Below are 15019 nucleotides of genomic sequence, written 5' to 3'. Positions count from 1 at the left end.
GAGCTAAGCCCATTATTATATCTTGCATGACGAGCACTGTCAAAACCAATGAGTTAAGCCAAATTTTGGCCCCAATTGCCTTAGATTTCAAGGCCTTAGATGAAGTGATTCGCCTGCGATTAGCCTCAAAAGTGGCTTTAATCGACCAAATCTCGACTTACATCATCCAGGCGGGCGGGAAACGGGTTCGACCAGCCCTATTACTCTTAGTAAGCAAGGCCTTAGCCAATGGTAAAGAAACTCCCCATGCCTTAGAGCTGGCGGCCGTAGTGGAATTTATCCACACCGCCACCCTACTTCATGATGATGTCGTCGATGAATCCACCCTGAGAAGGGGTAGAGAAACTGCAAATGCTGCTTTTGGCAATGCTGCAAGCGTACTTGTGGGTGATTTTCTGTATTCCAGGGCCTTTCAGATGATGGTGGGGCCCAATGACCTCCGCGTCATGGAAATCCTATCTGATGCAACCAATACGATTGCTGAGGGAGAAGTTTTACAACTCCTCAATATGAATGACCCTGAAGTAGACGAAGAGAGCTATTTACGGGTGATTCGCTATAAAACCGCTAAGTTATTTGAAGCCTCCACCGAGCTGGGGGCAATTTTGACAAACGTCCCAGATGAATTCCGAGAGCAAGCTGCTGCATTCGGTCGCCACATTGGTACCGCCTTCCAGTTAATGGATGACCTTCTGGATTACACCGCTGATGCATCCCAAATGGGGAAAAATGCTGGCGATGATTTGAGGGAAGGCAAACCGACATTGCCGCTCATTTACCTGCTTGAAAATGGCACTACTGAAGAGCGCTTACTGGTTCGCGCCGCAATCGAACAAAATCAAGATTTACCAGATGATGTCTTCCAACAGATTCTGAGTGCAGTTCAAAATTCAGGTGCTTTGGATTACACCCAAGCCGCTGCGAAAAGGGAGGTTGATTTGGCGCTCGAATGCCTCAAAGACTTCCCTGCAAATGAGGCAACAACAGCATTACATGCCTTGTGCAAATACTCTTTATCTAGGCAGACCTAAGCACCAACACTTTTGACTCTGATATCGCGTGCAGTGATGCGCGCCTTTTCTGCCTCATCACGCAAGCGCGCAATTTCCTCAGCGGTAAGTCGTTCAAGATTGGAATAATCTAATTTCCAGGCAGGATCAGAAGCCCAAACTAAAGGGGACTGCACCGTTGTTCGCGCACCTGGAGCACCCTCTAACAAACGAAGAGCTAATTCAAAATTGGAGTCTTGCGATTCAATATCATTGGGCAGCGCTGCAGCATTACCCAGCGGAAAATCACTAAAGAGGAAACGTGGCACACCGCAATACTCCACAATATCTTTTGCTGCACCCATGATGACTGTTGGAATACCGGCAGCCTCCAGATAACGCGCCAACAAACTTTGACTTTGATGACAGATCGGGCAATTCGGAATCAGCACGGCAACATCAACGTGATCTGCACGCATCTTACTCAGAATCAAGGGCGCATCAATCTCCAGAGTATGTCGTTGACTACGATTAGTGGGTAGACCATAAAAATGCTGGGACAAGGATTGAATACGCCCCTTAGCAATAGCCCGTCTGGATGCATCCAATGGAAACCAACAATTGCTATCCTGCATATTCGCGTTCCGCCTATCAATACCAACGTGCGCAATACGCAAGTCTGCATCCTCGTCAATTGAGCGGATATAAGGATCGTAAAACTTAGCTGCAGCGTTATAGGATGCGCCAGGTCCTTGAGGACCTTTGCTGGCATCAAAGGGTACTGCGGTGGTGACTAAGCCCAGGATCGATTGATTGAGCGGCTTTTGCAGTGGGGTAAAAGGCACTTCAATGTAGTGCGCCCAAACATAGGGTGTTTCATACCCCAAACCAAGATAGTAATTACGAGTGCGCTCAATATAGCGAACGGGCTGGTCTAATTCGGGCGCAAACTGCAATTCAGAATTTTTGCTCATCAATCCATCCCTGTAAGATATTGCTTATTAAATATTAACTATCAGGAGAATTCATTATGGCGCAATGGCTCAGATTTCAACATCAAGGCAAATCCGGCTTAGGACAAATACAGGGCGATCAAATTGCCGTGTATACCGGCGATCTATTTAATAATCCCCAGGCTACTGGAGAGTCATTAATGCTGTCTAATGTCACCATCGATATCCCATGCACCCCATCGAAAATGGTTGCCATGGTCGACAACTTTCATGCACTGGTGACTAAGCTTGAGCATGCCGTACCGGCAGAGCCCTTATATTTTCTGAAAGGCAATAACTCTTTCTTGGCCGCCAATCAAGTGATTCGCACGCCAAAGTCATACTCTGGAAAAGTCGTTTATGAAGGCGAACTCGGCATTGTCATTGGCAAACCATGTCATGAAGTTGATGAATCACAAGCAGCTGCTGCAATTTTTGGCTACACCTGCATTAATGATGTCACTGCAATTGAGATTTTGAATCGCGATCCTGGATACGCGCAATGGACACGCTCTAAGAGTTTTAATACCTTTGGCGTCTTTGGCCCCTACATCACCACTGATGTAGACCCAAGCAAGTTAACAATTAAAACCATTCTGAATGATCAAGAGCGTCAGAACTATCCCGTTGTTGACATGATTTTCCCGCCAGCAAAATTGATCAGCCTGATATCTCAAGATGTTCCACTACAAGCTGGCGACATTATTGCTTGCGGAACTTCCGTGGGCGTTGGCTCTATGAAACCCGGCAGCACTGTCAGCATCATCATTGATGGCGTTGGACGCTTAGATAATCGTTTTGAATAAGTCATCTTATTTTCCGATCTAAAGCTTAGACTGAAAACAAAAACCCTCACCATGATTAGTGGTGAGGGTTTTTTAATACTGAATTACTTTAACTATTGAATCTCAATATTTCTATAGATTCTTAGTAACCAGAAACTGAAGGTAATGCCAAGCTTCCTTTAGATGCTTGAACATTTTCATCAAGGTACTTAGTTAATGCAAAGACCGTATTGAGGCAAGGTGTTGGTGTTTCGGTAATCTTGCCAAGCTCAATCACAGAGCCTAATAAAGCATCGATCTCTAAGCTACGGCCCGCTTCCAAGTCTTGCAACATCGATGTTTTGTGTTTGCCCACTTTTTCGGCACCAGCAATACGACGCTCAATATCGACACGGAAAGTCACACCCAACTTCTCAGCAATAGTTTGTGCTTCAGCCATCATGTTGCGAGCCAACTCTTTGGTAAGCGGATACTGGCAAATGCCTTCCAATGTGCCATGAGTCAACGAGCTGATTGGATTGAAAGTCATATTGCCCCACAACTTCAACCAAATTTCAGAGCGAATATCCTCCAGGATTGGTGATTTAAATCCAGCGGCTGACATCATTTCAGACATCTTCTGAATACGATCGGTCTGCTTGCCATCTAGCTCACCCAATGGAAAACGATTTCCCTCAACGTGACGAATTACGCCAGGGGCTTGGGTAAAGGTGGCTGGATACACCACGCAACCAATAATGTTGTTTGGATTAATTGCATTCTTCGCAACACCACCAGCGTCCACTGTTTCAACTGAATGGTCTTGATAGTCACCACCCAACTTCTGGAAGTACCACCATGGAATTCCATTCTGCATCGGAATCAATATAGTTTCTGGGCCCATGATGGCAGCAAGATCTTCAATGATCGGCTCAACCTGATGCGCCTTCACCGCCAAAATCACTACGTCTGGCGTTTCTGCATCTCGAATTTTTTCAACTGCTTTTACCTGGGCAACCAAAGGCTCAGGCTGGTCATCCATAATCAATGCCAGTCCGCGTTCTTTGATCGCAGCTAATGTAGTGCCACGCGCAACAACCGTGACATCATTGCCAGCTCGCGCCAACATGACAGCAAGGTAACCGCCAATTGCGCCCCCTCCACCGATCACACAGATTTTCATAAGAACTCCATAAAGATAAGAAATTTTGAATTAATGTCATTTTAGAGGTGAATATTTTGCAGTGCAACAAAATAATATGCCTCATATTTAAGCAATTTTGTTCAACTCGCAATCAATCTAGCCCTAGGCACCAATCCGCCTAAAAGCATGCCCGCAATACTGGCAAATAACCCAGCCAACTGAGGGGGGAGAATAGCTTCAGGGGCAAGAACTTCGCAACTAATCCACACAGTAAGGCCGCAAACCACTGATAACAATCCACCTAAAGAATTGGCTCTAGACCAATACACCCCGAAAGCCAGTGGTACAAAAGCAGCGACCAAAGTCACTTTATAGGCGTTCTCAACCATCTTAAAAATCGATAAATTCGAGTTAATAGCAAAGAAGGTGACTACGACTGCAAAACAGAGCACTGTGATGCGCATTACTTTCAGCAAGTCTTGGTCGGATAGGTGTTTAAAAAAACCTCTCACAATATTTTCAGCGAAGGTCACCGAGGGTGCCAGCAAAGTAGCGCTTGCGCAACTCTTGATGGCTGATAGCAAGGCACCAAAAAACATCACCTGCGCGATCAGCGGAGCATGATTCAAAATCAGTTTTGGCAAAATCATTTGCGGATCGGTATATAGATACTGCTTCACTAAATCTGGGCTAATGATGGTTGCTGAATAGGCCAGATATAGCGGTACAAATGCGAATATGAAATACAGCACCCCACCAAGCAAAGCAGCTTGCACCGCAATGTTGACGTTCTTGGAGGAGGTGATCCGCTGAAATACGTCTTGCTGCGGAATAGAGCCCAGCATCATGGTGCACAAGGCAGCCGTAAAGCCGAGGATAGAAGCCAGATTCATATCAGGCCAGAAGTTAGAGAACTGCCCAGCGGCGGCGGCATGCTCCAAGACAACACCAATGCCACCAGTTTGAGCTGTCATCTCACCTCCGATGTACAGCATGCCCACCACAATAATGATCATCTGAATAAAGTCAGTAATTGCAACTGACCACATACCACCAAAGAGCGTATAAATGAGAACACTACCCGCACCAATGAGCATGCCGCCAGTTTGGGTAATGCTACCTTCTGAAACAACGTTAAAGACAAGGCCAAGGGCTTTAATCTGCGCAGCCACCCAACCCAAGTAGGAGACCACAATACAGAGCGTGACCAATACCTCAACGGTGCGGCCATACTTTTCTCTAAAGAAATCCCCAATCGTGAGCATGCGGCGGTTGTAGAGGTGGCGCGCAAAAAAGAGTCCAACCAAGATCAAGCACATGGAGGAACCGAAAGGATCAGAAACAATACCCCCAAGCCCTTCCTTCAAAAAGGTGGCTGGGATACCCAATACGGTTTCAGAACCAAACCAGGTAGCAAATACCGTAGCAGTAACAATCGGCAAAGGGAGGCTGTGACCTGCTGCAGCAAAGTCAGCAGTATTTTTGACCCGTAGCGCAGCCCAGAGCCCAATACCTACAGATACCACCCAATAGATGATGACAAACCAAATCAACATCGCCCAATTTCTCCTTCAGGAATTTGCTCAAATTATATGACCTTGTTACTTATGACATTTAATCAATCAGAGCTAAATTTGGGCATACGGTCTGACATAATTCATAGGTGAATTCCGCCCCATACCCTAAAGAGAACCCCAATAGCGATCTGGCCTATCAAAAGGCGATTTTGGGTTCCGTATCGCGCACCTTTGCACTCACTATCCCCCTCCTGCCTCCCGCTATTGAGGCGGTGGTTGGTAACACCTACTTACTGTGTCGGATTGTTGACACGATTGAAGATGCTGCCGAACTCAGCCCAATCGAGAAGCAAGGTCTATCTAAGCTCTTTTTAGAAGCGGTTCTAGGAAATATTTCGGTAGAGGCTTTTGTAAGCCCCTGCCTAAAGGCGCTGAAGGACTACTCCAATGTCGATGAGCTCGATTTAATTGCGCATACACCCACTGTTCTTCGTATTCTGCATACCTTTCCTGATAAGGATCGGGCAGCCATTAGCCGCTGTGTTTCGATCATGTCGGATGGCATGTCCCATTTCCATGGAAGACAAACGCAAGAAGGACTAAAAGATCTCGCAGAATTTGAGGAGTATTGCTATGTAGTAGCCGGAGTAGTGGGAGAGCTTCTGACAAGTATTTTTAGCAATTACTCGATTAGCTTTGCAAAACAGATTCAAGGGCACGAACAACTGGCCGTCGCCTTTGGCCAAGCTCTGCAAATGACTAATATTCTGAAAGACTCCCCAGAAGACCGTGCACGTGGTGTTTCTTGGAAGCCTGCATCAATGAGTCAATCTGAGCTACTCAGAATTGCCTACGAAAAGCTGCAAGACTCCATGAGCTACATTCTCTTAATTCCACAAAATGAAGTGGGTATGAGGCGCTTCTGCTTTCTAGCCTTCGGGCTTGCAGTCATGACACTTGAAAAAATTGCCACCAGAAAAGAATTTAGCAATAAGTCCGAGGTAAAACTTTCTAGAAATGCAGTTTGGAGTTTTTATACCTTTACAAAGATTGCAGCCGGCAATGCCTTCTTAATGAAAGCATTCTTTTTCGCAGCATCTAGCCAACTCAGAAAACTATCTGCAAAGAAACCTTAGAGCACACCCTCATGCTTTAAGAGCCAAATTTTGATCTGGCGATAAAAACCTGGAGCATCTTCTTTCATAAAACCCCCAAGGCCTTGGGCGGAAACCACTCTGTGGCAAGGTGTCACCAAGGGATAGGGGTTAGCACCGCAAGCCGTTCCGACTGCGCGGGGCCCACTTTTAATCTTCTTAGCAATCTCACCATAGGTGCTCGTCTCCCCAACGCCAATAGCTAGGGTCGCATTCCAAACTTTTTGCTGATGCGCCGTTCCCGCAGGTTTGAGGGGAACATCAAACACTGATGATGCATCCTTGAAATATTGAATGCACTGTATTGAAAAAGCCTTGGCCAATTCATTCCTAGGAGGGTGCAATGTAGTTTTAGGGGGCAGGTAATCGACTTTTGAAATCATCAAACTACCGTCTACCAACTCAGTTTGCACACCCAGACACCCAAATGGGGCGGGTATCACGCAATACTCGGTTGATGTCGGGGTGGGCATGCTGAGGATTCTGACACATATTGAGGGACTAATTCGTGCAGGATTCCGAAATGGCTATAGCTAGTCAAATGGCACTTTGCTATATTGGTTGTTCCTTATTCTTTACAGGCATTACTGATGGACACTTTTTTTGATGATTGGCCCTTTATTGGTCAAGTCGCATTAGTTATTTTCCTACTCGCACTATCCGGCGTCTTTTCGATGGCCGAAACCAGTATGCTTTCCTCCAATCGCCATCGCTTGCGTGCAATGGCTAACGGCGGAAATGCTGGCGCCGCTCTTGCTGAAAGACTATTAAAGCGTATTGATTCTCTGCTTTCAGTGCTGTTGATTTCCAACAACCTCATTAATACCATCCTCCCAATCTTAGTAACCGGCATTGCTTTGCATATTTTTGGCGATAGCGGTCTGGTATTGTCGATTGCCACTTTAGTTGTTGCACTACTCATCATCATCTTTAGTGAAATTACCCCGAAAGTAATCGGCGCTGCTTTTCCTGAAAAGATTGCCAGCAATGTTGGCTGGTTCATTCTTCCCCTTACATTCATTCTCAAGCCGCTGCTCTGGTTCATTAATAGTTTTGTGTCAGGATTAATGAAGGTCTTAGGATTACAAGCGTCAACCGATAACAGAGTAATGAGTAAGGAAGAATTGCGTAGCTTAGTTTTAGAATCGAATCGCTTTGTTTCTGCTCATCATCGAAATATTTTGCTCAACCTCTTCAATCTTGAAAATATTTTGGTGGATGATGTGATGACGCCTCGCTCCAAGATTGAGATATTAGATCTTGCTCGCCCTATTGATGAGGTAGTTGAGCAATTAGAAACCTGCTATCACAACAAATTGCCAGTATGCGATGGCGACTCCGAGCGTATTGTTGGCATTCTGTCTGTTAAAAAAGCATTGTCTCTGCTGGGTAATGCAGAGCTAAATCACGAAGACTTCAGGTGCCTGTTAAATGAGCCCTATTTCATTCCGAGTGGGACGCCCGTTCTGCAGCAAATGCAATTTTTTCAGGACAACCAACAACGGCTAAGCCTAGTTGTAAATGAATATGGCGAAGTACTTGGCCTTGTGACCTTTGAAGATATCGTTGAAGAACTGATTGGTGAGTTCACCACCTCATTCTCCAATCTTTCCAATGATCCTCATTGGCTTGCTGATGGCACCTATCTTGCGAGTGGTACTGCATCATTGCGCGATTTAAATCGATTATTGAATCTCGATCTTCCGCTTGATGGACCCCGCACCTTAAATGGTCTCATCCTAGAAAAGCTTGAAGCGATCCCCGACTATGATGTCAGCATTCGCATTGCTGGCGTAGTGATGGAGATTGTTCAATTTGATGAGCAGGGTGTAAAAACAGTGAAGCTTTATCGACCCCTCACTCAACCCAATTTAGATTGAGTGAACTACTGCATGACTCTCACATTATTCGGGCCTGGCATGATATTGCAGTTAATGCACTAAACACTCGGGCTACGGATATTCATATTGAGGCCAGAACTCAAGAAACCGTAGTGCGTACAAGAATAGATGGTCGGCTCGAATTACAAAATCAATTCCCCATTGATCTACATGAGAGACTCATTACGCGCATCAAAATACTGGCGCGCCTGGATATTGCAGAAAAGCGTTTGCCTCAAGATGGACGACTTGTGATCGGCTATGACTTTAGCCGACCCAACATTGATTGCCGCGTATCTATTCTGCCGACCTTGCATGGTGAAAAAGCGGTTATTCGTATCTTGCCAAGTCGCCTCGATGAACTAGACTTAGATCAGATTGGCTTGCTACCGGAACAACTCCAAACAGTTCAAGCGGCCATTGCTCAAACTAATGGATTGATTCTAGTAACGGGGCCAACCGGATCCGGTAAGACTCGAACCTTGTATAGCTACTTGAGCGCACTGAATCAAGTTCAGCGCAATATTTGCTCCGTCGAAGATCCCATTGAAATCCGACTTCCCGGAGTCAATCAAATCGCTTATCACCCAAAAGCAGGGTTAGACTTTGCGACAATTATTCGCGCTCTTCTTCGCCAGGATCCGGACGTCATCATGATTGGTGAAATACGTGACACAGAAAGTGCGCAGCTTGCCATCCAGGCGGCCCAAACAGGTCATTTAGTTTTAAGCACGCTGCATACGCGCAATGCCATGGGCGCTTTAACAAGACTCAAAAGCCTCGGTATCGATCAAGAATCAATTGAATCCTGTCTTCGCTGTGTCAGCTCTCAAAGATTAATTCGAAAGCGCTGCAAGCAATGCAATGCAATTCCACAAAAGGCGCCCTGTGATCTTTGTAAAGGATCGGGCTATTTTGGTCGCATTGGAGTACATGAAGTTTTGGGAAGCAAACATTTATTTGAATCAGCTCAAGCCCTAGGTATCCACTCAGCAGCAATACGATTACTGAAAACTGGCTTAATAGATCAGATATCTCTAGAGTCTGAGCTTGGCACTTGGCATTAGCCTATATGTTTTTCAAAAAAGCACTTAGCAAGTCTGAGCAACTTCACTTTGCGCAGCAGATGCTCGCCCTTCAGCAAGCTGGACTTCCCCTGCTGAATGCCATTCAACTATTGATTCAGTCGGCACCCAAACCTTGGCAAACTTGGTTATTAGATATTCGTGCCCTTCTTCAAAAAGGCAATAGCTTTTCTTTTTGCTTAAGTTCACAAGACGGAAAATTTTCCCCAGAGTTTTCTAACCTCATCAGAGTTAGCGAGAGAACAGGCGATCTTAGTTTGGCGCTACGCACCATTTCACATCAACTGGAGGAGCAGATTGAGCTACAGAGAAAAGTACAGCAGTCGTTAACTTATCCCATCATTACTTTAGTAACTTCTTTTCTACTGGTGCTAGTAATGATGATTTGGGTTGTACCTGTATTTAAAGATGTCTTTGGGCACTTTCAAGCAGAGCTACCAGCACCAACGAAGATCTTGATTGCCACCTCCACAGGTATCCAGAATTTCGCTGTGGAAATTTTATTGAGCGCACTGATGATTGTCACCAGCTTTGCATACACATGGATTAAATCTAGCTCACTCCAGAAATACTATGATGCCCTTTTGCTCCGTATGCCATTTTTTGGAAATTTATTCAGACTAGCAACTCTGACGCATTGGTGTCGAACCTTAGGGCACTTGCTAGAAACGGGACTGCCCCTCCCAGATGCACTGAGAGTGGCTGCACAATCCTCGAATCACTGGGTGAGTCATGACTTTAGTGCTGAAATATTTAAACACCTTACTCGTGGCTGGCCTTTGGGTGAGTCACTCAAGCGAGCAGATCCTAAATCACGACTGCTTGATGTGGAGACATTGCTATTGCTTCATATCGGCGCTGAAAGTGGCGCATTAGCAGAAATGCTCAATAAGCGCGCTACTGCACTAGGAGCACAATTGAGCAGTCAACTCAATGCACTCAGTCAAAGTTTAGAGCCCGCACTCATTCTTTTGGTTGGCGCCATTATTGGCAGCTTAGTCATAATCCTATATTTACCCATCTTCAATTTAGGACAAATCGTTTAGTGGAAGCTTCGGCAAACATCTGGATAGTTAAAGGTCTGCTGATACTGATCTTGCTTTACTTGGCCTATGTCGATTGGCGCACCCTTCGCCTACCGAATGCCATTACATTCCCATTGATTTTTTTGGGTCTTGCTTTTAACGCAGCCTCAGACCTGCGCCTCACCACCCCAGGCTCTGCAATCATCGGCGTACTCCTAGGGTATTCATCGCTGTGGGCCTTAAATGCCAGCTACCGTCTTCTAAAAAACCGCAATGGCATCGGTATGGGGGATGCAAAGCTCCTGGCAGCACTCGGCGCTTGGTTAGGTTGGGGCACGCTACCTAGCATTCTCCTAATAGCTTCTGCCACAGGAATAATCGGTGGCATCATCTGGCTTAAATGGCGCGGCCATCAACTCCAACAAGCTTTCCCTTTTGGCCCCTTTTTAGCTATTGCTGGCATCATTGAGTTGTTATGGCCTCAACTCATTCCAATCTTGATCCTGCCCAAGCTGATTTAAAAGCCCTCAAGGGGAAAATCCCTTTAATTGGCTTAACTGGTGGCATTGGGTCTGGCAAAACGGCAGTTAGCAACTTGCTAGGGGAGCTGGGCGCTGGAGTCATTGATACAGACCTGATTTCTCATCAAATTACCGCCCCTGGTGGAGAAGCCATTCCGATGATTGCGAAAGCATTTGGGGATGACTTTATTGATAGCCAAGGCGCACTTATTCGCTCCAAAATGCGAACCCTAGTCTTTGAAGACATCAAAGCCCGCGAGCTTTTGGAGCAGATTACTCATCCATTAATCCAGCAGGAAACCGTTAAACAGGCCATGAAGCTGGCTAAGTCTGGAGTGCCCTACCTTGTTTTTGTAGTCCCACTGCTCATCGAATCTGGATCTTGGGTAAAGGTGATTGATTACCTCGTAGTGATTGATTGCCCAGAAGAGAGCCAGATCCAAAGAGTGATGCACCGCAACAATATGACCCGCGTTGAGGTCGAAAATATCCTCAAGGCACAAACCAGCCGAAATACCCGTCTAGCCGCAGCTAATTCTGTAATTGAAAATGAGGGCAAGCTGGATGAGCTCAAATCAGCAGCCTCAAAACTGCACCAACAATTGCTCAAAATTTAGGAAGAGCTCCTGAGTTCGTCATAGAATATAGGCTTGTGATTGTCTACGAATACCCCTTCAATGAATTAGTTCGAAGCATGCTTCGGCTGGAGTATTTGTTCGCCCGCTTCAATCACTTCCTCCGATCGGATGATCCCGAGCTTCACCACAATGCAGTTGCAATGTTATTTGACTTGGGTGACATAGGTTCTCGAGGTGATATCAAATCCCTCCTACTCAAAGAATTTGAACGTCAAAAATATGCCTTGAATGGTTTAAAGACATCCCAAAAGGTAGACCAAGAAGCATTGTCACAAACACTATCTGAAATTGACAAAGCCGCTAAGAATATCAATCAGTCGATGGCTAAGCCGAATGCTGCCATTACTGAGAGTGAATGGCTCAACGCTATTCGGACTCGATTAAATATTCCTGGTGGAACTAGTCCAATTGATTTGCCGAGCTACCATGCTTGGAAAAATACACCCTCAACTCAGCGCAGAGAATTACTAGAAAAATATGTAGGGCCACTTCTGCCATGGCATGAAGCTTGCCAAATTTTCTTAAGATTGCTGCGTCAATCTGGAGAAGCTAAAGATGTTGTGGCATATCAAGGCTCCTATCAACAGGCGCCATCTGGCAAAGTCTATCAATTGATGCGTATCGCCGTAGAGGATGACACCCTCTTCTCCGAAATCAGCGCTAATAAATATTTGCTGTCAATTCGTTTTATGAAAATTGATCAGGATAAAAAACCGCAGATCATGAATGAGAATGTCCCATTCAGACTCACACTCTGTCAGCTTTAAGCTTTTAGTAGTTTCAGCTTTTCCAGCATAGGCCACGCAGCTGGTAATAAAGGCTCCACCGTTGGTAGTGCATTACCAAGCATTTGCCAAGATAGCGCCTGACCCTCACATCCCTTTGGTATCCCACTCCATTTTCGAATGATGCTGACATGCAAGCGGACGTAGGCATGTGGGTAGTCATGCTCTAAAACGACCAACTCTTCGCTAGACTCAATATCAATCCCAAGCTCTTCTTGTAATTCACGCTTCAGCGCTGCAAATACAGACTCACCACTTTCAATTTTTCCACCAGGCACTTCCCAGTAACCTGCATACGGCTTACCTTCAGGGCGCTGGCCCAGAAGATAGCGGCCTTCTGCATCCAATAGAATCCCAGCAGCGACCTCCGTCACAGGGCGATTAGCGTCATTCATGAGTCGTCAATGATTAAGCAGAATGGGAGCCAGCCCAGTGCTTAGCAAACTGCCAAGCTACGCGGCCAGAGCGTGAGCCGCGCTCCAGAGCCCAAACCAACGCTTCAGCTCGTGCACCCTGAATCTGTGCATCGCTCAAACCAAAATGACCTAGCCAGTGAGCAACAATTTCTAGATACTCATCTTGCTTTGGTGGATAGAAAGATAGCCATAGGCCAAAACGCTCAGAGAGAGAAATCTTTTCTTCAACCACTTCACCCGGATGAATTTCTCCATCATCACCATGGACATAGCCTTCGTTGTCCTTCATGTATTCAGGCAAGAGGTGACGTCGATTGGAGGTAGCGTAAATCAAAATATTGTCGACTTGAGCAGATACAGAGCCATCTAAAGCGGACTTCATTGCTTTATAGCCAGACTCCCCATCCTCGAATGAGAGGTCATCACAAAAAACGATAAAACGCTCTGGGCGATCAGCCAATAAATCCGTGATATCAGCTAAGTCCGCTAAGTGCTCTTTTTCTACCTCAACCAAACGCAAGCCTTGGCTAGCAAACTCATGCAGGCTAGCTTTAATGAGTGATGACTTACCCGTGCCACGAGCGCCCGTTAATAAAATATTATTGGCCGGCTTTTTTTGGATGAAGTTCTTTGTATTGTCACGAATCGCATCACGCTGACGATCAATATTTTTGAGATCTTCAAAACTAATATCTGCAACATGTTTAACTGGCTGCAAAAATCCAATACTCCCGAAAATACTATCGCGACGACGCCATCTAAAAGCGGTTGATGATTTCCACTGCTCTTCCGTCAAGGCTTTAGGCAAAAACGTTTCGAGATGACTGAGGAGTTGCTCCAATTTTTCATTCATGTAACAAATTCCTATGAGCGGTAATCAGCATTAATGGAAACGTAGTCATGCGATAGATCGCAAGTCCACATCGTCTGCCGTGCTGATCCGCGACCCAAATCAATCTTGACAGTAATTTCCGGGGCCTGCATTACTCTTTGACCGTCAGCTTCTTGGTAATCAGGATTACGGCCACCATTCTTAGCAACCCACACATCTCCAAGCCACATTTGCACTTGGTTAACATCAAGATCATGAATACCTGCATAGCCAATTGCAGCCAAGATGCGGCCTAGGTTGGGGTCACTCGCAAAGAAAGCGGTTTTTACCAAAGGTGAGTGAGCGATTGCCTCTGCAACCAAGCGACACTCCTCTTCAGTCTTGCCACCTTGCACATCAATCGTAATAAATTTAGTTGCCCCCTCGCCATCCCTCACAATCATTTGGGCAAGCTCACGGGCGAGATCAATTAATGCGGATCGAACTAAGTTATAACTAGCATCACTAGTTGATTGAATCCGTACCGCTGACTGGCCAGTCGCCATGATGATGAATGAATCATTCGTCGAGGTATCGCCATCAATCGTAATAGCGTTAAATGAAAGATCAGCAATCTCACGAGTTAATGTATTTAACAAGCCTGGAGCAAACCCAGCATCAGTGGCAATGAATCCCAACATAGTTGCCATATTTGGATGAATCATGCCTGCGCCCTTGCAGATACCCGTGATCGTTACAGGTCCAGACGGAGTATCCACAGTGGTAGATGTAGCCTTAGGCTGCGTATCCGTTGTCATGATGGCTTCTGCAGCATCGAACCAATGGTCTTCACCTAAATTAGCCACTGCTTTAGGTAAAGCGGAAATCAACTTATCAATTGGCAGCGGCTCAAGAATCACGCCGGTTGAAAACGGCAGAATTTGTTCTGGATTGAGCTTCAATTCTTTTGCTAATTCGGCGCAAGTGGATAAGGCATCTTTCATGCCGCGCTCGCCAGTTCCGGCATTGGCATTTCCGGTGTTGACTACCAAAGCGCGAATCTCACCCTTAGATCCATCCAGAGCTAAATGCTCACGGCATATCTGAACCGGTGCAGCGCAGAAACGATTTAAGGTAAAGACACCAGCAACCTGGGAGCCAGGCGCTAAGGTCATCACCAATAAGTCTTTGCGATTAGCTTTCTTGATTCCAGCTTCAGCGATGCCCATCTGAAAACCTTTAACAGGCTTAAGTTGGTCTTTTTGGGGGAGTGGTAGGTTAACTGTCATGATCTGACA

Annotated in this window: 16 protein-coding genes; 9 read left to right on the top strand and 7 right to left on the bottom strand. The window is 45.8% G+C overall.

The annotated features are described in order from the left end of the window. Positions 1 to 26: 26 nt before the first annotated feature. Positions 27 to 1031, top strand: coding sequence for a polyprenyl synthetase family protein (locus FD971_RS01010; protein WP_215334263.1), 1005 nt, complete (start codon positions 27 to 29; stop codon positions 1029 to 1031). Here the strand turns inward: FD971_RS01010 and FD971_RS01005 are convergent. After that, positions 1028 to 1963, bottom strand: a complete 936-nt coding sequence (locus tag FD971_RS01005) for a glycine/sarcosine/betaine reductase selenoprotein B family protein (protein WP_215334262.1) — start codon at positions 1961 to 1963, stop codon at positions 1028 to 1030. The two genes, FD971_RS01010 and FD971_RS01005, sit on opposite strands and share 4 nt — an antisense overlap. 56 nt (positions 1964 to 2019) lie before the next feature. Here FD971_RS01005 and FD971_RS01000 point away from each other — a divergent pair, with 56 nt between their 5' ends. Beyond that, positions 2020 to 2787 carry a fumarylacetoacetate hydrolase family protein gene (locus FD971_RS01000; RefSeq protein WP_215334261.1) on the top strand — a complete coding sequence of 256 codons (768 nt, stop codon included), beginning with the start codon at positions 2020 to 2022 and terminating at the stop codon, positions 2785 to 2787. 121 nt (positions 2788 to 2908) lie between these two features. Here FD971_RS01000 and FD971_RS00995 read toward each other — a convergent pair whose 3' ends face one another. Together FD971_RS00995 and FD971_RS00990 are read right to left on the bottom strand one after the other, a co-directional pair. Continuing rightward, entirely contained in the window at positions 2909 to 3928 is a 1020-nt protein-coding gene (locus tag FD971_RS00995) for a 2-dehydropantoate 2-reductase (RefSeq protein WP_215334260.1), read from the bottom strand. Positions 3929 to 4029: 101 nt separating this feature from the next. Then, positions 4030 to 5445 carry a sodium:solute symporter family protein gene (locus tag FD971_RS00990; RefSeq protein WP_215334259.1) on the bottom strand — a complete coding sequence of 472 codons (1416 nt, stop codon included), beginning with the start codon at positions 5443 to 5445 and terminating at the stop codon, positions 4030 to 4032. Between the two features lie 107 nt (positions 5446 to 5552). Here FD971_RS00990 and FD971_RS00985 point away from each other — a divergent pair, with 107 nt between their 5' ends. After that, a complete protein-coding gene (locus FD971_RS00985) occupies positions 5553 to 6542 on the top strand; it encodes a squalene/phytoene synthase family protein (protein WP_215334258.1) in 990 nt (329 codons plus the stop codon). Here FD971_RS00985 and FD971_RS00980 read toward each other — a convergent pair. After that, on the bottom strand, positions 6539 to 7033 hold the full coding sequence (locus FD971_RS00980; RefSeq protein WP_215334257.1) for a methylated-DNA--[protein]-cysteine S-methyltransferase: 495 nt from the start codon (positions 7031 to 7033) through the stop codon (positions 6539 to 6541). The two genes, FD971_RS00985 and FD971_RS00980, sit on opposite strands and share 4 nt — an antisense overlap. 117 nt (positions 7034 to 7150) lie before the next feature. Here FD971_RS00980 and FD971_RS00975 point away from each other — a divergent pair, with 117 nt between their 5' ends. Genes FD971_RS00975 through zapD form a run of 6 tightly spaced genes read left to right on the top strand, consistent with a single transcriptional unit; the run spans position 7151 to position 12476 of the window. Beyond that, positions 7151 to 8440 carry an HlyC/CorC family transporter gene (locus FD971_RS00975; protein ID WP_215334256.1) on the top strand — a complete coding sequence of 430 codons (1290 nt, stop codon included), beginning with the start codon at positions 7151 to 7153 and terminating at the stop codon, positions 8438 to 8440. Next, entirely contained in the window at positions 8437 to 9507 is a 1071-nt protein-coding gene (locus tag FD971_RS00970) for a GspE/PulE family protein (RefSeq protein ID WP_215334255.1), read from the top strand. Before FD971_RS00975 ends, FD971_RS00970 begins: the two co-directional genes overlap by 4 nt. A 5-nt stretch (positions 9508 to 9512) precedes the next feature. Further along, positions 9513 to 10571 carry a type II secretion system F family protein gene (locus FD971_RS00965; RefSeq protein WP_215334254.1) on the top strand — a complete coding sequence of 353 codons (1059 nt, stop codon included), beginning with the start codon at positions 9513 to 9515 and terminating at the stop codon, positions 10569 to 10571. Continuing rightward, positions 10571 to 11071 (top strand): A24 family peptidase, encoded by a 501-nt coding sequence (locus FD971_RS00960; RefSeq protein WP_215334253.1) that lies wholly within the window; start codon positions 10571 to 10573, stop codon positions 11069 to 11071. The genes FD971_RS00965 and FD971_RS00960 overlap by 1 nt, the downstream gene beginning before the upstream one ends. After that, complete coding sequence (gene coaE, locus FD971_RS00955) at positions 11026 to 11688, top strand: dephospho-CoA kinase (RefSeq protein WP_251368645.1); 663 nt, start codon at positions 11026 to 11028, stop codon at positions 11686 to 11688. Before FD971_RS00960 ends, coaE begins: the two co-directional genes overlap by 46 nt. 35 nt (positions 11689 to 11723) lie before the next feature. Further along, the gene (zapD, locus tag FD971_RS00950) at positions 11724 to 12476 is read left to right on the top strand and encodes a cell division protein ZapD (RefSeq protein ID WP_215334252.1); all 753 of its coding nucleotides are present in this window, start codon (positions 11724 to 11726) and stop codon (positions 12474 to 12476) included. Here the strand turns inward: zapD and FD971_RS00945 are convergent. The 3 genes from FD971_RS00945 to argJ are packed head-to-tail and all read right to left on the bottom strand — an operon-like array spanning position 12473 to position 15010. Further along, positions 12473 to 12889, bottom strand: coding sequence for an NUDIX domain-containing protein (locus tag FD971_RS00945; protein WP_215334251.1), 417 nt, complete (start codon positions 12887 to 12889; stop codon positions 12473 to 12475). The genes zapD and FD971_RS00945 overlap by 4 nt on opposite strands. A gap of 13 nt (positions 12890 to 12902) precedes the next feature. After that, entirely contained in the window at positions 12903 to 13763 is an 861-nt protein-coding gene (locus FD971_RS00940; protein ID WP_215334250.1) for an ATP-binding protein, read from the bottom strand. An 11-nt stretch (positions 13764 to 13774) separates the two neighbouring features. Further along, the gene (gene argJ, locus FD971_RS00935; RefSeq protein ID WP_215334249.1) at positions 13775 to 15010 is read right to left on the bottom strand and encodes a bifunctional glutamate N-acetyltransferase/amino-acid acetyltransferase ArgJ; all 1236 of its coding nucleotides are present in this window, start codon (positions 15008 to 15010) and stop codon (positions 13775 to 13777) included. Positions 15011 to 15019 lie beyond the last annotated feature (9 nt).

This window comes from Polynucleobacter sp. AP-Ainpum-60-G11, from assembly GCF_018688375.1.
Lineage (GTDB): Bacteria > Pseudomonadota > Gammaproteobacteria > Burkholderiales > Burkholderiaceae > Polynucleobacter.
This window is presented reverse-complemented; position numbering and strand designations above follow the sequence as displayed.